This window comes from Nonomuraea sp. JJY05 (assembly GCF_043496855.1).
Classification (GTDB): domain Bacteria; phylum Actinomycetota; class Actinomycetes; order Streptosporangiales; family Streptosporangiaceae; genus Nonomuraea.
This window is the reverse complement of record NZ_JBIEIS010000039.1, coordinates 91,782-110,265: the sequence shown is the minus strand read 5'-3', so window position 1 is coordinate 110,265 and position 18,484 is coordinate 91,782. Positions and strand designations below refer to the sequence as shown.

Genomic DNA, 18,484 nt, shown 5'->3' with positions numbered 1-18,484 from the left:
CCTAGCCCTTCACGGCGCCGGCCATCAGGCCGGACTTCAGTCGCCGCTGAATGATTGCGAAGAAGATCAGGCTCGGGATCGTCGCCATGAGCGACGCCGCGGCCAGCGGGCCGAGCCTGGCCACCCCCTCAGGACCGGTGAACCGCACCAGAGTGAGCGGGAGCGTCATGACATCGGGGTTCTGCAGGACCACGAGCGCGAACATGAACTCGTTCCACGACGAGATGAACGAGAACAGCACCGTGGCCACCACGCCCGGCGCCAGCAGCGGCGCGACCACGCTCGCGATCGAGCGCAGCCGGGTCGCGCCGTCCACGGCCGCGGCTTCCTCCAGCTCACGCGGCACCGCGCGCACGTACCCCTGGAGCATCCACAGCGCGAACGGCAGCGTGAACGTCACGTGCACGACCACCAGGCCGAGCAGCGTGTTCACCAGGTCCAGATCGCGCAGGATCATGAAGAGCGGGATGATGATCAGGATGAACGGGAACACCTGGCTGACCAGCACCCACCCGATGGCGATCCGGTTGAGCAGGCTGCGGTAGCGCGCCATCGCGTAGGAGGCGGGCAGCGAGATCAGCACCGTGATCACGCTGCTGAACAGCGCCACGACCAGGCTGCGCAGCCCGGCGCCCACCAGGTCCTGCTCGCCGAACGCGTCGGCGAAGTTGGCCAGCGTCGGGTCGCGCGGGATCCACGTGGGGTCGGCCAGGGCCATCTCCCGCGGCGTCTTCAGCGCCGTCGACAGCAGCCAGACCAGCGGGAACGCCAGGAAGACGACGTAGGCGGCCAGCGCCACGTACTGCGAGAAGCGCCTCATCACTTGGCCTCCCTCATCTGGCGTCCCAGGTAGAGCGCGAGCACGGCCAGCACGACGATCGCCATCGCGAGGCCGAGCATCGAGGCGTAACCGGCCATCCGGTACCTGAACGCCTCCTCGTACGCGAACAGCATCGGCAGCCGCGTCTGCCCGCCCGGCCCGCCCTGCGTGAGCACGTAGACCAGGCCGAACTGGTTGATGTTCCACACGAAGTCGAGCGAGGTGATCGCCACGATCACCGGCCTGAGCTGCGGCAGCGTGATGTTCCAGAACCGCCGCCAGCGGGTGGCGCCGTCCACCTCGCCCGCCTCGTAGAGCTCCTTCGGGATGCCCTGCAGGCCCGCCAGCAGGACCACCGTGGTCTGCGGCATGCCGGTCCAGATGCCGACCACGATGATCGCCGGCAGCGCGAGCGAGAAGTCGGCCAGCCAGTTGATGTCCGTGCCCAGCAGGTCGTTCAGGATGCCGGCGTCGGGGTGGTAGACGAGTTTCCACATCAGGCCGATGACCACCGGCGGCATCGCCCACGGCACCACCGCCAGCACCCGGGCCACGCCCCGGAAGCGAAGGTTCTCGTTGAGCAGCAGCGCCAGGCCGAGCGCGGCCAGGAACTGCAGCACGGTCACGGAGACGCCCCAGATCGCGCCGATCTTGAACGACGACCAGAACTCGTCGTCGGTCAGCAGCCGGCCGAAGTTCTCCAGGCCGACGAAGCTCGTCTCGTGGTTGCGGGTGTTGCGGGCGTCGGTGAAGGCCAGGCCGATGCCGTACAGCAGCGGGCCCACGCTGAACAGCGCCACCGGCACCAGGGCGGGCAGCATGAGCAGCCACATCTCGCGCGTCTGGCGCGAGATCCGGCGGCGCTTGGTGCGCCGCGTCCCGCGCGGCGGCGCCGGTCTCGTCACGGTCGCCGTCACGCCTTCCCTCCTTCGTCCGTACGGTGGCCGTATCCGGCGTCCGTTCCGCCCAGCCCGCCCGGTCCGGCTTGTCCGCCCGGCCCGCTCGGTCCGCCCGGTTTGCCCAGCCCGCCCGGTCCGTCCGGCTCCCCGGCGGTGGAGGCACGGACCACGAGCTCGGGCGGCACGGTGACCAGCCTCGGCTCGCGATCGCCCCCCTGCAGCCGTTCGAGCAGCAGCTCGGCGGCGGCCTTGCCGCGCTCGGCCGAACCCAGCGAGACGCTGGTCAGCGACGGCCAGGAGGCGGCGGCCAGGTCGGTGTCGTCCATGCCGACCACCGCCACGTCCTCCGGCACCCGCCGCCCCGCCGCGCGCAGCACGTCGAGCGCGCCGAGCGCGATCAGGTCGTTCGCGCACATCAGCGCGTCCACGTCGGGAACCCTGGCCAGCAGTTCCGCCACCGCCCGGCCCCCTTCCGCGCGGTAGAAGTCGCCGATCTGCACGAGGTTCTCGTCGTAGGGCAGGCCGAGGTCCTGCAGCGCCTCCCGGTAGGCGGCCCCGCGCGCGGCGCCGGGGACGGTGTCCAGCGGGCCGTTGACCATGGCGATCCGGCGGCGGCCGAGCGCGTACAGGTGATCGATCGCCAGCCTGACGCCGGTGCGGGAGTCGGCCCGTACGTTGTCCACGCGCGTGCCCTCCGGCACCTGACCGATGATCACGACGGGGGTGCGGGCGGCGGCCAGCATCTGCAGGTGCGCCTCGGTGACCCGCAGCGGGCTCATGATCAGCCCGTCCACGTACCGCTCGCCCAGGCTGTGCAGCACGTCGATCTCGTCGGCCACGACGGCGTCGGTGGAGTGCAGCACGAGCCGGTAACCGGCGGCCTTCAGCACGGGCTGGATCTGGCGGAGCATGGCCAGGTAGGCGGGGTTGCCGACGTCGGCCATGGCGAAGGCGACCTGGTGGGTGCGGCGCGACTTGAGCGACCTGGCCACGGCGTTGCGCACGTAGCCGAGCTCGTCTGCGGCGGCCATCACCTTGCGCACGGTCTCTTGCCTGGTCGGCAGGCCGTTCAGCACCCGCGAGACGGAGGCGATCGAGACACCGGCACGCTCGGCGATCGTGTTGATCGTGGGTCCGTCGGCCAAGGCTGTCCTTCCATGTCCTGTAAACGTTTACGATCTAGGCGCTGTAAACGTTTACGGTGTGTGGGACATGAAATATGCGCGTAACTTGCAGGTCAAGTCACGATCACATAACACCAGCTCAGGGCGCTTTCCGCAATTTCCTCACACTCTCCCACGCCCACCCGCCACCCGCCACCGTCGCCCGCCACCCGTCGCCCGTCGCCCGTCGCCCGCCCACCGCCTACCCGCCAGCCCAGCCGCCGGCCACACCGCCACGACAATCACGCCCCACCACGGCCCCATGCCCGCCGTCACACGCCGGTTGAGCGCCGTGCGCATTGCGCCGAGCACCACCGCCCCACACCCCACCGACCCGGCGCCCAGCCAGCGGCGGCGCCGGCGGCGAGCGTGAACCGCCGTGAGGTGCCGCCTCCGCACCCGCCGCCTCCGCACCCGCCGTCCGAGCCCACCGCCATCCGAGCCCACCGCCGTCCGAGCCCGGTGCCTCCCGTCCGCCGCCGAGCCCCTTCGCAGACGCCGATCGCCGCCCCGCAGGCCGTCACCGTCCAGTCGCCGGCGACCACGTTCGTCGCGCGCCGCCCCGGTCACCCCGGGGCCCGCAGTCCGTGTGCGGAGGTCGGCGCGTTGGTGGGCAGGTGTCAGTCGTGGGCTGGGGTTGGGGTGGGTTCGGGGTGCTCTGTGGGGTTGGAGGTTGAGGTGGGGAGGTGGGTGAGGGTGCGGATGGCGGGGGTGCCGCTGAGGGCGACGACGGCGGCGAGGACCGCTGGGATGATCAAGGCGACCGGCAGGGACGAGGCCTCGGCCACGTAACCAAGGACGGCGGGTCCGAGGAGGAGGCCGCTGTAGCCGAAGGCGGTCACCATGGCGAGGGCGCGTCCGACGCGGCCCCCGGCGGCCCCGACCGCGCTGAACAGGACCGGGATCACCGTGGCCAGCCCGACGCCCGCCAGGGCCCAGCCCGTCCACGCGCAGACGACCTGGAGGGCGCCTCCCACCACGGGTGACGCCAGGACCAGGATGTAGCCGGCCGTGGCGAACAGGCCCGCGAGCTGGATGGTGCGCACGGAGCCGAGCCGGGCGCGGATGGGGTCGCCGAGCAGGCGGACGGTGGTCATGGCCACCGAGAAGATCGTGTACGCGAGCGGCGCCATGGCCGGATCCGTCTCCAGCACCCACCGTGCGTGCAGGGCGGCCCAGTCGATGGCGGCGCCCTCGCTCAGGTGCCCGGCGAAGGCGGCCAGGCCCAGCAGGGCGATCAGGCCCCAGCCCAGCGACGAGCCGGAGGAGGCGCCGGTCTCCGACGCGCCGGTGTGGGCGGGCGGATCGGGGAGCAGGAGGCGGGCCGCCGGCACGTACAGGAAGGGTACGACCAGCGCCGCCACGATGAGCAGCCACTGCGCGTCCACGCCGGCCTGCAGCGCGAGCGAGGTGAGCCCGCCGCCGGCCGCCCCGCCCAGGCTCCACGTGCCGTGGAAGGCCGAGATGATCGGGCGCCCGTAGCGGCGTTCGACCTCGACGGAGTGGGCGTTCATGGCGACCTCGGTCACCCCGAGCCCGATCCCGAACACCACCGCGAGCACCGCCAGCGCCCAGTACGAGGACGCGAGGGCGGGCCCGAGCAGGACCAGCCCCGAGAAGGGACCGGCGAACCAGCACACCCGGCGGCTGGACCACCTGTCCACCAGCGGCCCCGCCACCAGCATGGACACCAGCGCGCCACCCGAGATCAGCAACAGGACGCTGCCCAGCCTGGCGGGGCCGAGGCCGAGCCGGTCGTTCAGGGACGGGAGCCCGGCGGCCCACAGACCCATCACGAACCCGGCGAGGAAGAAGAATCCGAACACTCCGGCACGAGCGCGTCTGGCGTCAATGAGGATTTTGTTCACGGCTAGAGCATAAACTGTGGTGTGTGATCGGTGCTACGACGAGTGGCGAGCTTCGCGCGCACAACCGGGTCCGGCTGCTGCGCGCCGTACACGACTGCGGGGCCACCCGCACCAGGTCGCAGCTGACCCGCGACCTGCGCCTGGCGCGAGGTACGGCGTCGGTGCTGGTGGCCGGGCTCGCCGAGGACGAACTGCTGCACGAGGAACCCGCCCGGGAGCAGGCCCGGGGACGCCCGACGCAGGTGCCGGGACCGCATCCGCGCGGCCCGCTCGCGCTGGCCGTCGACGTACGGGAGGACGCCTGGGAGCTGGCGGCCTGCGAGCTCGGCGGCCGGACCGAGACGCTTGACCTGCGCCCGCACGACGGCACCCCCGAGGGCGTCCTGAGGCCCCTGGGCGAGGCCGTCGCCGCGCACCGGCGCCGCCTCGGGCACCGGGTGGTGGGCCTAGGGGTGGCCTTCGCGGGCCCGGTCCGGCACGGCGGCCTGGTGGACATCGCCCACCTGGGCTGGCGGTCGGTCGACGTCCCGCGCCTGCTCGGCCCGGACGTCCCGGCGCCCGTCGTGGGCAACGACACCGCGTTCGCGGCGCTGGCGGAGGCGCGAAGAGGGCGGCTGCGGGGCGTCCAGGTGGGCCTGCACCTGCACGTGGACTTCGACCTCGGCGGCGTGCTCGTCGTGGACGGCCGGCCGCTGGGCGGGGCGAGCGGCGCGGGGGCCGAGTTCGGTCACATGCCGCTGACCGGCGGCGACCGCCCCTGCCCGTGCGGCGCGATCGGCTGCTGGAGCATGGACGTCGGCGCGAACGCCCTGCTCCGCCACGTCGGCCTCGCCCACGGCGGCGGCAGGGGGCGCGCGCAGGCCGAGCGGGTGCTGGCCACCAGCGAGGAGGCGGTCGCGGCCAACGCCAGAGCGCTCGGACGCGGCATCGCGGCCCTCGTCAACGCCCACGACCCCGAGGTCGTGACCCTCTCGGGCCACGGCGTGGAGCTGCGCGAGCGCGCCGGGAAGGCGCTCCTCGCGGCCTGCGAGCCCGGCCTCATGGCCATCCGCCGCGAGCACCCGCCCAGGATCGAGGGCTCGGCGCTGGGCTGGCGCGGGGCGCTCGTGGGGGCGATGGAGTCGGTGTTCGACGCCTTCCTCACGCCGGAGTGTGTCGAAATGTGGCGGGAAAACCGGCCTGACCAGGGTCGCGACACGCCCGAGCGACAGAATGTGATGAATTCCACGCTGAAGGGGTGAAGCCCCTCGGGCCCGTTCCCCTTCCGAACCATGCCAGCGATCTTGCCGTGCCCGGCCAAGGGACTGTACGCATGGGAGGAAGACCCATCATGACCCGAGCGATCCGAGGGAAGCAGGCGTGAATCTCGAGCTCGCGCTCCGCATGACCGAGGCCGCCGTCAGGCGGGCGATCCGCGAAGGCGCGGTGATCTCCGTGGCGGTCGTCGACGAGGGCGGACATCTGGTGTCTTTCCAGCGTATGGAGGGTGCGGAGATCGCGGGACCGGGTCTCGCGCAGGGCAAGGCGTACACCTCGGTGGCCCTGAGCAGACCCACCGCGGAGCTGGCCGTGCGGACGGCTCCGGGCGGCGACCTGTACGGCCTGCCCAGGGATGATTACGTCTGCGTCGGAGGCGGCATCCCGCTCTGGGCGGACTACGGTGGGGGAGCACGCGTGATCGGCGGCATTGGCGTCAGCGGAGGCACGATCACGCAGGACGTGGTGTGCGCGGAAGCGGCCGCGGAGGTGTGGCGGACACGTTGAGCGGCGCTTTTCGCAACACGAACCGCTGGTATCCGCCATGATTAGCCACTGCACCACGGGTAACAGAATCCCGAACGTAAACTCCCCGAGGAGAGAACTGAGATGGCACTTCCCACTCTCACCCCCGAGCAGCGTCAGGCGGCTCTGGCCAAGGCCGCCGAGGCGCGTGCGGCCCGCACCGCCCTGCTGGCCAAGGTCAAGGCCGGCGAGCTGACCTTCGCCCAGCTGCTCGAGCGCGACGACGACATCGCGAAGAAGATCAAGGTGTCGCAGGCGCTCCGCGCCGTCAAGGGCGTCGGTCCGGCCAAGGCCACCGCGCTGATGGAGGAGGCGGGCGTCGACGAGAAGCGTCGCCTCGGCGGCCTGGGCGCCCAGCAGCGCAAGAAGCTGGTCGACGCGCTCGGCTAAATCCCCCGAGCGGCCAGGTCCGCGCGCGACGCCGCGCGGACCGGCCATCACCCCTCAACCAGCGGGCTCACCGGGCGGGTCAGGAACGCAGGTAGGTCAGGACGGCGAGCACCCGGCGATGCTGGTCGCTGTCCTCCGCGTAGAGGCCGAGCTTGTTGAAGATGCTCCTGATGTGCTTCTCCACGGCCCCGTCACTGATCACGAGCTGCCGCCCGATGGCCGGATTGGACTTCCCCTCGGCCATCAACCCGAGCACCTCGCGCTCCCGCGGCGTCAGCTGCGCCAGCGGATCGTCCTTACGTCTGCGCACCATCAACTGGGACACCACCTGCGGATCGAACACCGTCCCGCCCGCGGCCACCCGCCGCAGGCCTTCCAGGAACTCGTCCACGTCGACGACCCGGTCCTTGAGCAGGTAGCCCACCGCGCCCCTGGCGTCGGCGAGCAGGTCGTCGGCGTAGGAGACCTCGACGTACTGCGAGAGGATCAGCACGGGCGCCCCGGGCACCCTGCGCCGCGCCTCCACGGCCGCCCTGAGCCCTTCGTCGGTGAACGACGGCGGCATGCGCACGTCGACCACCGACACGTCCGGCTTGTGCTCGGCGATCGCCCGTACGAGGGCGTCGCCGTCACCGACGGTCGCGACCACCTCGCAGCCGAACTCCTCCAGCAACCTGACCAGGCCCTCCCTGATCAGAACCGCGTCATCGGCCACGACTACCCGCACGGCACCTCCGCCACGATCACTGTCGGCCCGCCGTCCGGCGACTGCACGCTCAGCTCCCCGTCGACGGCGCGGAGCCGGTCGGCCAGCCCGGCGAGACCGTGTCCCTTGGCGACGTGTGCGCCGCCGACCCCATCATCCCCGATCGTGAGCATGAGGACGTCGCCGATGCGGGTCAGCTGGATCGCGCAGCTGGTGGCGCGGCTGTGTTTGGCCACGTTGGTGAGGGTCTCGGCGCAGACGAAGTAGAGGGCGTTCTCCACCGCGGCCTGGTAGCGCTCGGCGGTCTGCACGTCGAGGTCGACCGGGACCGTGCAGCGTCCGGCCAGGGCGGCCAGAGCGGGCGCGAGGCCGCGGTCGGACAGGATGGGGGGCGCGATGCCGCGCGAGAGCGCGCGCAGCTCGTCGAGCGTCTCGCGGGTGGCGGAGATGGCCGACTTGATCGTGGCCTGCGCCGCTTCGGGGTCCTTGGCCAGCTGCCGCTGTGCCCTGGACAGCTCCATGGCCAGCGAGACCAGCCGCTGCTGCGGGCCGTCGTGGATGTCGCGCTCCAGCTTGCGCAGCGCGTTGGCCTCGGCGGAGACCGCGGCGGCGCGGCCCTGGGCCAGGTCGTCGATGCGTTCCTGCAGCTCGGCCACGCCGGTCAGCAGCGCCCGGCCGAGCCCGGCACGCAGCAGCGCGGAGCCGCGCACGGCGAACGGCATGATCAGCGTGAAGACCAGGCCGAGGGAGACGTAGAAGATCGAGTTGACGCCGTAGCCGTCGCCCAGGCCGAGCAGTTCGGGCAGCTCCATGTTGCCCGGGATCCGCGAAGTGACGATGCCGTAGAGCGGATAGGTCAGGCCCGCCAGCGGGAGCGCCCAGAACACCACGGTGAGCACGAACGACAGGATGGCGAACGGCAGGTTGATGATGCCGTGCAGCAGGTCGAGCCAGGACTGCCCGCTGGTCAGCGGGTTGACGATCCGGCGGAAGCGGCCCGCCCCGGGCGGCGCGGGCTTGTAGCGGGGCCGTACGGGCGGGCGGTCCAGCACGTCGGACAGCCAGCCGCGCTCGGCGTCGGCGAAGCCCCGGGCGGCCATCAGCGTGCCGGCCAGCAGCGGCACGCCCAGCCATACGATCGCCGTGCCCACGCCGGCCGCGAAGCCGGCAAGCATGATCACGAAGCCGATGACGGCCGTGGGGAAGCCGACGAGCGTGTAACGGGTGTCGAGAAGGACACGCCTCATCCGGGAGCGCATGTCCTTCACGGTAGGGCCTCGTGTCGCCCGGCACGAGCGGGTCTACGGGTGTCCGGGGGTAGGGCCAGCCCTACCCGGGAGGGTCACGTGATCTCGACCGCAAGACGGTGGAGAGCGGCAATGTGCGCGGACGCCCGCGACGGGAGCCTTGAGCCATCCGATTCGTGCCCGCTGGTCGCGCTCACACGGGGCTCCGCTGGTCACGCAAGCTACCGCTCTCCGCCCCAGGCTCGCCGCTCCGTCGAAATCGAGGCTCCCCATGACCGTCCTGCTGGACCGCCCCACCGCCACGCCGGCGGCGCCATCCCGCGCGACGGGTACCCGTACGGCGGTGCGGGACCCGTTCATCGACCTGCTGCGTGTCTTCGGCATGGCGCTCATCGTGTTCCAGCACTGGACGATCCCGGTGCTGACCTACGACGGCGGCCGGCTGACCACGGGGAACGCGCTGTCGACGCCCGGCGTGTGGGTGGTGACGTGGATCAGCCAGGTCATGCCGCTGGTGTTCTTCGCGGGCGGCGCGGCGAACGCGATCAGCTTCGCCCGGGTGGACAAGGGCGCGCAGCGGTGGCTGGCCGCCCGGCTGCGCCGGCTGGCCTGGCCGCTGCTGCCGCTGGCGGCGGTGTGGATCCCGCTCCCTCACGTGCTGCTCACGCTGGGGGTGCCGGAGCAGCCGCTGGAGACGGGCGCGCGGCTGACCGGCCAGCTCCTGTGGTTCCTGGCCGTGTACCTGATCGCCGTCACGGCCACCCCGTACGCGCTGCGCCTGCACGAGCGGTACGGCCTGCGCGTCCCCGCGGCGCTGGCGGCCGGGGCGGTGCTGACGGACGTGGTGCGCTTCTCGGCCGGCTTGGAGGCGCTGGGCTACCTGAACGTCGTGTTCGTCTGGCTGGCGGTGCACCAGCTCGGTTTCTTCTACGCCGAGGGCCGGCTGCGGCGGCCGTGGGCGCTGGCGATCGGCGGGTACGGGGTCGCGGCCCTGCTGGTGGCGTACGGCCCCTACCCGGGCAGCATGATCGGCCTGCCTGGCGCCGAGGTGTCGAACATGGCCCCGCCCACCCTCGCCATGCTGGCCGTCGGGATCGGCCAGATCGGCCTGGTCACCCTGCTGCGGCCGTGGCTGCTCCGGCTGCGCACCGGCCGCCTGCTGGCCTGGGCGAGCCCCAGGATCATGACCGTGTACCTCTGGCACATGCCGGCCCTGTTCGCGGTGACCGGCGTGGTGGTGGTCCTGCTGGGGATCGACACGCCACGGCCCGGCAGCGCGTTCTGGCTGGCCGGGTGGCCGATCTGGTTCGGGCTGCTGTGCCTGGTGATGTGGCCGCTGCTGAAGGGGTTCCACCGGTTCGAGACGCCGCCCGCACTGCCGTACGGGAAGGGTGGCCGGGGCGGCACGCTCGCCTCGGTCGTGCTGATCGGCGGCGGGGTGCTGACCCTGACGGTGGGCGGGTTCGCCCCCGGCGGCGGGCCGTTCCTCGCGGTGCTCGCCCTGCTCGGCGGGCTGCTGCTGACGGTGCCGCGGACACGGGCCTGAGGGCGCGGAGGACGGTCCCGCGGGCACGGGCCTGAGGGCGCGGAGGACGGTCCCGCGGGCACGGGCCTGAGGGCGCGGAGGACGGTCCCGCGGGCACGGGCCTGAGGGCGCGGGACGGTGCCCCGGGCACGGGCCTGAGGAGCCGGTGAGGAGCGCGAAACACCGCCGTCACACGCCATTGCGCAGAATGTGGGCCATGACCAGCATCCGTGCCCTCGCCGAAGCCGATCTCCCCACCGTCGCCGACATCTACGCCCACTACGTGACCGACGGCGTGGCCACGTTCGACGAGACGCCGCTCGGGCTCGACCAGTGGCGGGCCAAGGCGGACGGCATCGCGGGCGCGGGGCTGCCGTTCCTGGTGGCCGAGGTGGACGGCGCGGTCGCCGGGTACGCCTACGTCTCCCAGTACCGCCCGAAGCCCGCCTACCGGCACACGGTCGAGGACACGATCTACCTGGCGCCCGGCCTCACCGGACGGGGGCTCGGGAAGCTGCTGCTCGGCGAGCTGATCATGAAGACCCGTGAGACCCCCGCCCGCCAGATGATCGCGGTGATCGCCGACACCGGCGACCCGTCGTCGGCCCGGCTGCACAAGGCGTTCGGGTTCGAGGAGGCCGGGCGGCTGCGGGCGGTCGGATTCAAGCACGAGCGCTGGATCGACACCGTGCTGTTTCAGCTCGACTTGCGATAAGGGGCCCCGGCCGGTTCGACCACCCGGCAAACTTCGGCAGGATAGAGAGCGTGAGCCTACTTGTTGACCGCCTGCCCGAAGACATCGACGCCGACCCGGACGCGATCTTCGACGCGTTCGTCCAGTGGAACTCCGAGCGGGGGCTCACTCTCTATCCCGCTCAGGAGGAGGCGCTCATCGAAGTCGTCTCCGGCAGCAACCTGATCCTGGCGACCCCGACCGGCTCGGGCAAGTCGCTGGTGGCCGCGGGCGCCCACTTCACGGCGCTGACGCGTGACCAGCGCACGTTCTACACCGCGCCGATCAAGGCGCTGGTGTCGGAGAAGTTCTTCGACCTGTGCGCCGTCTTCGGCACCGAAAACGTCGGCATGATGACCGGCGACGCCAGCGTCAACCCGGGCGCGCCGATCATCTGCTGCACGGCCGAGATCCTGGCGAACGTGGCCCTGCGCGACGGCGCCGGGGCCGACATCGGCCAGGTCGTCATGGACGAGTTCCACTTCTACGCCGAGCCCGACCGCGGCTGGGCGTGGCAGGTGCCGATTCTGGAGCTGCCCAACGTGCAGTTCATCCTGATGTCGGCCACGCTCGGCGACGTGTCGATGTTCGAGCGCGACCTGACCAGGCGCACCGGCCGGCCGACGTCCGTGGTCAAGCACGCCGAGCGCCCGGTGCCGCTGGTCTACTCCTACCGGATGACGCCCCTGCACGAGACGCTGGAGGAGATGCTCAAGACCGGGCAGGCGCCGGTCTACGTCGTGCACTTCACGCAGGCGGCGGCGATGGAGCGGGCGCAGGCCCTGATGTCCATCAACATGGCGACGAAGGCCGAGAAGGAGGCCATCGCCACGATGATCGGGGGCTTCCGGTTCACGACCCGGTTCGGGCGGGCGCTGTCCCGGCTGGTGCGCCACGGCATCGGCGTGCACCACGCGGGGATGCTGCCGAAATACCGGCGCCTGGTGGAGCGGCTGGCCCAGGCGGGGCTGCTGAAGGTCATCTGCGGCACCGACACCCTCGGCGTCGGCGTCAACGTGCCGATCAGGACGGTGCTGTTCACGGCGCTGTCCAAGTACGACGGCAACAAGGTGCGGCGGCTGCGCGCCCGCGAGTTCCACCAGATCGCGGGCCGCGCGGGCCGGGCCGGGTTCGACACCATCGGCTACGTCGCCTGCCAGGCCCCCGAGCACGACATCGAGAACGCCAAGGCCCTGGCCAAGATCGGCGACGACCCCAAGCGGCGGCGCGGCTACGCGCGCAAGAAGCCGCCGGAGGGGTTCGTGGGCTGGAGCGAGGACACCTTCCAGAAGCTCCAGGAGGCCGAGCCGGAGCCGCTCAACTCCCGCTTCAAGGTCAGCAACGCGATGCTGCTCGCGGTCATCAACCGGCCGGGCGACTGCTTCCAGGCGATGAAGCACCTGCTGACCGACAACCACGAGGACCGCAAGTGGCAGCGGCGGCACATCAGCCAGGCCATCGCGATCTACCGGTCGCTGCTGGCGGGCGGCATCGTGGAGCAGTTCGCCGAGCCCGACGAGCAGGGCCGGCGGGCCAGGCTGACGATCGAGCTGCAGGAGGACTTCGCGCTCAACCAGGCGCTGTCCACGTTCGCGCTGGCCGCGTTCGACCTGCTCGACCGCGAGTCGCCGTCGTACGCGCTGGACATCGTCTCGATCGTGGAGTCGATCCTCGACGACCCGCGGCAGATCCTGTCGGCGCAGCTGAAGAAGGCGCGCGGCGAGGCGGTCGCGCAGATGAAGGCCGACGGCATCGAGTACGAAGAGCGCATGGAGCAGCTGGCCGAGGTCATGTACCCGATGCCGCTGGAGGACCTGCTGCTCGGGGCCTACGAGACCTACCGGCGCGGGCATCCGTGGGTGGGCGACTACACGGTCAGCCCCAAGTCCGTCATCCGCGACATGTTCGAGCGGGCGATGACGTTCGGCGAGTACATCCAGTTCTACGAGCTGGCCAGGTCCGAGGGCACGGTGCTGCGCTATCTGGCCGACGCCTACCGGACGCTGTCGCGTACGGTGCCCGAGCACCTCAAGACCGACGATCTGGTCGATCTGATCGAGTGGCTCGGCGAGCTGGTCCGCCAGGTCGACTCCTCGCTGATCGACGAGTGGGAGAAGCTCACCAACCCGGCCGAGGCGCTGGAGAAGAAGGACCAGCTGGAGGCCAAGGTGCGCCCGGTCACGGCCAACCCGCGGGCCTTCCGCGTGCTTGTGCGCAACGCGATGTTCCGGCTGGTCGAGCTGTGCGCCATCGAGAAGGAGGAGGAGCTGGAGGAGCTGGCTCCCGACGTCGACTGGGGCGCGGCGCTGGACGCGTACTACGCCGACCACGAGGAGATCTTCACCGACGCCGACGCGCGCGGGCCCGCGCTGCTGCGGATCGAGGAGGAGAGCGGGCTCTGGAAGGTCCGCCAGACGATCAAGGATCCGGCCGGTGACGGCGACTGGGGCATCGACGCCCAGGTGGATCTGGCGGCCTCCGACGAGGAGGGCCGCGCGGTCCTGCACGTGATCGGCCTCAACAGGCTCTAGAAGCTGCGCTGGGGCTGCCCCCGAAGCCCAATGCAGCCCCAGAAAATGACAAGCCGTGTGCCGGAACGGACTGGCAAGGGCGCCCCGGCACACGCCTGTCGATTAAGTGTCCTCGGTGGAACGTCGGGGTCGTGTCATGACAATGTCCCAAGATCGAGACATTTCCTGTAATCAGCAATCGGCGATGGTGCAGACCTTGGCGAGCATGCGCTTGGTGTCCCTGGTCTGCTGCTTGAAGTCCTCCTTGGCGGGCTTGCCCCACTCGCCGGCCACGGTGTAGAGGACCAGGGCGTTCCCGCGGCGGGTCACGATGGCCCGCTCGCCACCGACGGCGGCCTTCTTGCCCTGGTAGGCCTGGCCGGTGACCTTCAGCCCCTCGTCGCCGAGGTCCACCGCGACGGAGGAGTAGCGGTAGCCGGCCCTGGAGCAGGCGCGTACGGCGGCGCCCAGGTCACGCAGGGCCTTGCCGGCGGCCTCGGCCGTCACGTAGAGGATCACCTGCTCGGACTTGGAGTAGTCGGGCACCGCGGTGTAGGTGAGCGTCCTGGCCTGGGCGCGGCCCGGCTGGGCGAGCTTGGCCTTCTGACACGGATTGACGACGAGGGCGGCGGACTTCTTGCCGCTGGCCGTCCAGCTCGTCTCGGGGTTGTCGTCCTTCGTGGCGGCGGCCTTCTCGTACAGCAGGAAGTTGTTCGGGATGGCGAGCGCGACCGCGACTAACAGCGCTGGGATCATGCGACAAAATGGTAGGGGTGAACGACGAAGACCTCAGGCGCGTGCTCGGCCTGCTCTCTCAGGACGACACGTTACGGACCTTCGCCTCCCTGGTGCTGGGCGAGACCGACGACCTGTCCCCCAAGGCGCTGCGCAAGCTGGCCGGCGGCGGCCTGGCGGCGTGTGACGAGAGCGGCAAGTGGCGGGCCGCGCCCGAGCGGTTCAGGGAGCTGCTGCGGGCGCGGGCCGAGCCGGCGCAGGCGCTGAGCGCCGATGAGCGGGTGCTGCGCACGTTCCTGGTGGACGGGCGGCTGACGACCATGGGGATGCGCCGCGACAAGCGGCTCGTGGTGCTGCGCTACATCGCCACGCTGTTCGAGCCGGGCGTGCGCTACCCGGAGAAGGACGTGAACGTGACGCTGCGCGCCTTCCACGACGACTACGCGGCGCTGCGCCGCTACCTGGTGGACGAGGGCCTGCTGTCCAGGGAGGGCAACGTCTACTGGCGCAGCGGCGGCCCGGTGGACATCGGCACAGTGGAGATTTAGAGCGAGCGGCGCAGGTTGCTGGTCCAGGCGTCGAGCTTGGCCTGCCAGCGCTCCGGGTCCTCCGGCCGACCCGGCACGCCGGGCCGGGTCTGCCAGGGCAGCGGCCCCTCCTCGTGCCGGTACTCCACGCCGATCGCCTCCAGCCGGGGCAGGTGCGCCGCCAGCCGCCTGCGAAAGTCGGCCAGGTCGCGCTCGGGAGAGCTCCACACCGTCTCGGAGAAGGCCGTGAGCCGCGGGAAGGCCATGTAGTCCGCGTGCCGGGCGGAGTCGATCAGCTCCGTCCACAGGCAGCACTGCGCGCCCAGCACGCGGGCGGCCGCCGGTTCGCCGCGCAGGTCGGCGGGCACGGGCTCGAAGGCGTAGACGTCCTCCAGCGTCAGCACCGTCCCGAACGGGACCGGCTCCTCCTCCCCCGGACCCTGCCGGTAGTCCAGGTAGAGGCTGGTGTTCGAGCAGTTGATCACGTCGTGGCCCCTCCTGGCGGCGGTCACCGCGCCCAGCTCGCCGCGCCAGGAGGCGACCACCGCACCGGGCGCGAGGCCGCCCTCCAGGATCTCGTCCCAGCCGACGAGCCTGCGGCCGCGCGCCGTCAGGTAGGCGTCGAACTGGTGGATGAACCAGCTCTGCAGCTCCTCCTCGTCGCGCAGCCCCAGCTCGGCGATGCGCCGCTGCGCCGCGGGACTGTCCCGCCACTGATCCTTGCGGCACTCGTCGCCGCCCAGCACGATGTACGGGCTGGGAAACAGCTCGAGCACCTCGTCCAGCACGTCCTGGAAGAACTTGATCGTGCTGTCCTCGACGTTGACCACGTTGTGGCCGACGCCCCAGGTCGTGCGCACCTCCAGGGGAGCGTCCAGGTTGCCCAGCTCCGGGTAGGCGGCGATGGCGGCCTGGGTGTGGCCGGGCAGGTCGATCTCGGGGACCACCGTCACGTGCCGCGCGGCGGCGTAGGCGACGATCTCCCTGATGTCGTCCTGGGTGTAGTAGCCGCCGTGCGGGCGGCCGTCCATGGGGCCGTTCCAGCCGGTCTGGCTCTCCTTACGCCAGGCGCCGGCCTCGGTCAGCCTCGGGTAGCGGCGGATCTCGACCCGCCATCCCTGGTCGTCGGTGAGGTGCAGGTGCAGGACGTTCAGCTTGTGCAGGGCCAGCAGGTCGATGAAGCGGAGCACGTCCCGCTTGACCATGAAATGCCGGGCGACGTCGAGGAGGGCCCCGCGCCACGCGAATCTCGGCGCGTCCTCGACGTACGCGCCGGGCACCTCGAAGAGGCCGCCCCCGGCCTTCCTGAAGGCGGCGGGCGGCAGCAGCTGCCTGAACGTCTGCGCCCCGTAGAAGGCCCCGGCTGGGCCGCCCGCGACGATCTCCACCGTGGAGCCGACGGTCAGCCGGTACGCCTCCGGCGGCAGGTCGCCGAGCGCCAGGGTGATCGTTCCCGAGCCCCCCGGCAGCAGCTCGCCACCGGTGACGGGGGCGAGCTCGCCGCGCAGCCAGGCGGCCACCCCGCCGAGCGCCGGGTCGGCGGCGAGCGAGGTCTCTCGGTCGAGAACGAACGCCCCTGGCCTGGGCTCCTGCTTGACGGGCTTGGGAACGATCAACAACGGCAGACTCCTTACTTACAGGTGATGGTGGCGTCGGCGAAGTCGGCGTGGTCGGAGGTCGCGTTGTCGCCTCCGTTGGTCGCGACCAGCCGGACATATCTGGCGCCCTCGACGGACGCGGTGACCTTGCGGGCGGGCATGGCGCCGGTGAGCACGCCCGAGTGGGCGACCCGGCCGCCGTCGGCCCAGACCTCGAAGTCGGCCGAGCCGGCAGCGCCGACCTCGTCGTCGATCCCGGCCTGGAACTCGACGGTCGAGCAGCGCCCGGCGAGGTGGTACTCGATCTCGGCGGGCGCGTGGGCGCCGAGGCCCTTGGCGTAGGTGACGCCCTCGATGGTGATCGGCCTGCCGTCGCCGGCCGCCTTGTCACCGTTGCTGGTGTCCTTCTCGACCGGGCCGAAGTAGTTCTTGGCGCTGGTCCAGGCCACGTCGCTGAGGGAGGTCCGCCCCGGACCCGGCACCGTCGCGACCGTCACGACGGCCACGGCGCTCTGCGTGCCCTGGGTGAAGGTGAGCTCGTAGGTCCCCGGCGTCGCGCCGGCGGGCGGGGTGACGGCCCACTTCACGGTGAGCGTCTCGCCGCCCTCGAGCCGGCTCGCCCGGGTGGGCGTGCGCGCGGCGACCTGCCACCCGTCCGGTACGCGGGCCGCGACCTCGACGTCGCGCAACCGCGCGGTGGCCCCGGTGTTGGTGACCCGGGTGACGATCTCGCCGGTCCTGCCCGGCTCCAGCACCGAGGGCCGGTCGTCGCCGAGGAACGCGGGCGGGTCGGCCTCGAACGTCACCAGCGGCGGCGCCTGCTCGCGGCTCTCGCTCACCCGGTAGAGCAGCGCCGCGTGCGCGGGGACCTGGGCCGAGAGCTCGCCCTTGGACGAGGCGACCGCGCCGCTCCACAGCTCCTCGACCCGGTAACGCGAGCCGCCGAGCCGGGTGGCGATGGTGGCCGCCCGGTCGCTCTCGTTGAACAGCGCGATGGCCCGGTCGCCGTTGGCCAGCGGCTTGGACAGCACGTGGTACCAGCCGTCGGTCTTGACGAACGTGCCGTGGACGCCCAGGGAGTCCTGGTTCACGGCGACGACCTTGGGGTTGGCCACGACCGAGGGCGGCGCGGCGGCCGGGTCGGCCTGCAGGACCAGCGGCGCGGCGCCGACGGCCCAGAGGGTGAACTGGGCGCGGTACTCGGTCTCGGTCATCCCGCCGCGCCCGGCCTGGATCAGGTCCGGGTCGGCCCAGCTGCCCGGGCCCGCGTACTCGGCCCTGAGCTGGTTGGTCTCCCAGATGTCCACCATCGAGGCGTAGGCGTCGGGGATGGGGCGGTTGTAGACGTTCGTCCGCCAGGTGGTGGCGCCCGCGCCCTTGCCCCAGAGCCAGGGCACGGTGCTGCCGTCCTCGTTGTTCATGGCGAACACGACGTCCGCGCCGAGGGCCTGGCGCATGCGCGGATAGAGGGCCTGGGCGATCTGCTGCACGTTCTGGCCGGGGAAGTCGGCGGTGGGGATGCCGCACCAGTCGTACTTGACGTAGTCGACGCCCCAGCCCTTGAGCTGCTCGGCGTCGGCGGCCTCGCTCTTGTACGAGCCGGGGCCGCCGCCGGAGCACGCCTTGGTGCCCGCCGACAGGCTGAGCCCCAGCTTCATGCCCTTGCCGTGGACGTAGTCGGCCAGGGCCTTGATGCCGCCGGGGAAGCGGCCGGCGTCCGGGGCGAGGGCGCCGCCCGCGCGCTGCGTGGCCAGCCAGCAGTCGTCGACGATGACGTACCGGTAGCCGAGCGGGACGAGGGGCACGAGGGCGTCGGCGGCCTTGCGCACCGACGACTCGGAGACCGAGCAGCCGAGCGAGCGGCTGCTCCAGCCCATCGGCGGGCCGGCCGCCGCTTCGGCGGCGCCGGCTAACGGCACGAAGGGCACGGCGAGGAGGGCCGCCGCGGCGGCGGCGGCCGTGAGGATGCGCATGGGAGTCC

Annotated in this window: 16 protein-coding genes; 7 read left to right on the top strand and 9 right to left on the bottom strand. The window is 71.7% G+C overall.

Features of this window, described 5'->3' with window-relative positions; genetic code table 11:
* Nucleotide 1 precedes the first annotated feature (1 nt).
* From ACFKCF_RS44890 to ACFKCF_RS44875, 4 genes are all read right to left on the bottom strand, one after another.
* A complete protein-coding gene (locus ACFKCF_RS44890) occupies nucleotides 2-820 on the bottom strand; it encodes a carbohydrate ABC transporter permease (RefSeq protein ID WP_394501493.1) in 819 nt (272 codons plus the stop codon).
* The gene (locus ACFKCF_RS44885; protein ID WP_394501492.1) at nucleotides 820-1,737 is read right to left on the bottom strand and encodes a carbohydrate ABC transporter permease; all 918 of its coding nucleotides are present in this window, start codon (nucleotides 1,735-1,737) and stop codon (nucleotides 820-822) included. The genes ACFKCF_RS44890 and ACFKCF_RS44885 overlap by 1 nt, the downstream gene beginning before the upstream one ends.
* The gene (locus ACFKCF_RS44880; protein ID WP_394501491.1) at nucleotides 1,734-2,864 is read right to left on the bottom strand and encodes a LacI family DNA-binding transcriptional regulator; all 1,131 of its coding nucleotides are present in this window, start codon (nucleotides 2,862-2,864) and stop codon (nucleotides 1,734-1,736) included. The genes ACFKCF_RS44885 and ACFKCF_RS44880 overlap by 4 nt, the downstream gene beginning before the upstream one ends.
* 638 nt (nucleotides 2,865-3,502) lie before the next feature.
* Entirely contained in the window at nucleotides 3,503-4,750 is a 1,248-nt protein-coding gene (locus ACFKCF_RS44875; RefSeq protein ID WP_394501490.1) for an MFS transporter, read from the bottom strand.
* A gap of 23 nt (nucleotides 4,751-4,773) precedes the next feature.
* On the opposite strand from ACFKCF_RS44875, the gene ACFKCF_RS44870 reads away from it, so the two are divergent.
* From ACFKCF_RS44870 to mihF, 3 genes are all read left to right on the top strand, one after another.
* Complete coding sequence (locus ACFKCF_RS44870) at nucleotides 4,774-5,991, top strand: ROK family protein (RefSeq protein ID WP_394501489.1); 1,218 nt, start codon at nucleotides 4,774-4,776, stop codon at nucleotides 5,989-5,991.
* A gap of 118 nt (nucleotides 5,992-6,109) precedes the next feature.
* Nucleotides 6,110-6,514 (top strand): heme-binding protein, encoded by a 405-nt coding sequence (locus ACFKCF_RS44865; RefSeq protein WP_394501488.1) that lies wholly within the window; start codon nucleotides 6,110-6,112, stop codon nucleotides 6,512-6,514.
* Nucleotides 6,515-6,616: 102 nt separating this feature from the next.
* On the top strand, nucleotides 6,617-6,922 hold the full coding sequence (gene mihF / locus ACFKCF_RS44860; protein ID WP_043641121.1) for an integration host factor, actinobacterial type: 306 nt from the start codon (nucleotides 6,617-6,619) through the stop codon (nucleotides 6,920-6,922).
* A 79-nt stretch (nucleotides 6,923-7,001) separates the two neighbouring features.
* Here the strand turns inward: mihF and ACFKCF_RS44855 are convergent, their stop codons facing one another.
* Both ACFKCF_RS44855 and ACFKCF_RS44850 read right to left on the bottom strand, forming a co-directional pair.
* Nucleotides 7,002-7,649: a response regulator transcription factor gene (locus tag ACFKCF_RS44855; protein ID WP_355376767.1), complete on the bottom strand. Its 648-nt coding sequence runs from the start codon at nucleotides 7,647-7,649 to the stop codon at nucleotides 7,002-7,004.
* Entirely contained in the window at nucleotides 7,640-8,875 is a 1,236-nt protein-coding gene (locus ACFKCF_RS44850; protein WP_394501487.1) for a sensor histidine kinase, read from the bottom strand. The genes ACFKCF_RS44855 and ACFKCF_RS44850 overlap by 10 nt, the downstream gene beginning before the upstream one ends.
* Nucleotides 8,876-9,146: 271 nt before the next feature.
* Between ACFKCF_RS44850 and ACFKCF_RS44845 the strand changes: the two genes are divergently transcribed.
* The 3 genes from ACFKCF_RS44845 to ACFKCF_RS44835 all read left to right on the top strand — a co-directional run bounded on the left by ACFKCF_RS44845 (nucleotide 9,147) and on the right by ACFKCF_RS44835 (nucleotide 13,664).
* Nucleotides 9,147-10,421 carry an acyltransferase gene (locus tag ACFKCF_RS44845; RefSeq protein WP_394501486.1) on the top strand — a complete coding sequence of 425 codons (1,275 nt, stop codon included), beginning with the start codon at nucleotides 9,147-9,149 and terminating at the stop codon, nucleotides 10,419-10,421.
* 196 nt (nucleotides 10,422-10,617) lie between these two features.
* Nucleotides 10,618-11,115, top strand: coding sequence for a GNAT family N-acetyltransferase (locus ACFKCF_RS44840; RefSeq protein ID WP_394501485.1), 498 nt, complete (start codon nucleotides 10,618-10,620; stop codon nucleotides 11,113-11,115).
* Between the two features lie 41 nt (nucleotides 11,116-11,156).
* Complete coding sequence (locus ACFKCF_RS44835; RefSeq protein ID WP_394501524.1) at nucleotides 11,157-13,664, top strand: DEAD/DEAH box helicase; 2,508 nt, start codon at nucleotides 11,157-11,159, stop codon at nucleotides 13,662-13,664.
* A 171-nt stretch (nucleotides 13,665-13,835) separates the two neighbouring features.
* On the opposite strand, the gene ACFKCF_RS44830 is transcribed toward ACFKCF_RS44835, so the two are convergent.
* Complete coding sequence (locus tag ACFKCF_RS44830; protein WP_394501484.1) at nucleotides 13,836-14,399, bottom strand: hypothetical protein; 564 nt, start codon at nucleotides 14,397-14,399, stop codon at nucleotides 13,836-13,838.
* A gap of 8 nt (nucleotides 14,400-14,407) precedes the next feature.
* On the opposite strand from ACFKCF_RS44830, the gene ACFKCF_RS44825 reads away from it, so the two are divergent.
* Nucleotides 14,408-14,926 (top strand): DUF2087 domain-containing protein, encoded by a 519-nt coding sequence (locus ACFKCF_RS44825; protein WP_394501483.1) that lies wholly within the window; start codon nucleotides 14,408-14,410, stop codon nucleotides 14,924-14,926.
* Here ACFKCF_RS44825 and ACFKCF_RS44820 read toward each other — a convergent pair.
* Both ACFKCF_RS44820 and ACFKCF_RS44815 read right to left on the bottom strand, forming a co-directional pair.
* Complete coding sequence (locus ACFKCF_RS44820; RefSeq protein WP_394501523.1) at nucleotides 14,923-16,530, bottom strand: beta-N-acetylhexosaminidase; 1,608 nt, start codon at nucleotides 16,528-16,530, stop codon at nucleotides 14,923-14,925. The genes ACFKCF_RS44825 and ACFKCF_RS44820 overlap by 4 nt on opposite strands.
* Nucleotides 16,531-16,535: 5 nt before the next feature.
* On the bottom strand, nucleotides 16,536-18,476 hold the full coding sequence (locus tag ACFKCF_RS44815; RefSeq protein ID WP_394501482.1) for an NPCBM/NEW2 domain-containing protein: 1,941 nt from the start codon (nucleotides 18,474-18,476) through the stop codon (nucleotides 16,536-16,538).
* Nucleotides 18,477-18,484: the final 8 nt, after the last annotated feature.

Bases quoted from the DNA above. Each gene is read 5' to 3' on its own strand.
- ACFKCF_RS44840 (WP_394501485.1), top strand. From the start codon at position 10,618: ATGACCAGCATCCGTGCCCTCGCCGAAGCCGATCTCCCCACCGTCGCC.
- ACFKCF_RS44850 (WP_394501487.1), bottom strand. From the start codon at position 8,875: ATGAGGCGTGTCCTTCTCGACACCCGTTACACGCTCGTCGGCTTCCCC.
- ACFKCF_RS44815 (WP_394501482.1), bottom strand. From the start codon at position 18,476: ATGCGCATCCTCACGGCCGCCGCCGCCGCGGCGGCCCTCCTCGCCGTG.
- ACFKCF_RS44845 (WP_394501486.1), top strand. From the start codon at position 9,147: ATGACCGTCCTGCTGGACCGCCCCACCGCCACGCCGGCGGCGCCATCC.
- ACFKCF_RS44890 (WP_394501493.1), bottom strand. From the start codon at position 820: ATGAGGCGCTTCTCGCAGTACGTGGCGCTGGCCGCCTACGTCGTCTTC.
- ACFKCF_RS44825 (WP_394501483.1), top strand. From the start codon at position 14,408: ATGGTAGGGGTGAACGACGAAGACCTCAGGCGCGTGCTCGGCCTGCTC.
- ACFKCF_RS44830 (WP_394501484.1), bottom strand. From the start codon at position 14,399: ATGATCCCAGCGCTGTTAGTCGCGGTCGCGCTCGCCATCCCGAACAAC.
- mihF (WP_043641121.1), top strand. From the start codon at position 6,617: ATGGCACTTCCCACTCTCACCCCCGAGCAGCGTCAGGCGGCTCTGGCC.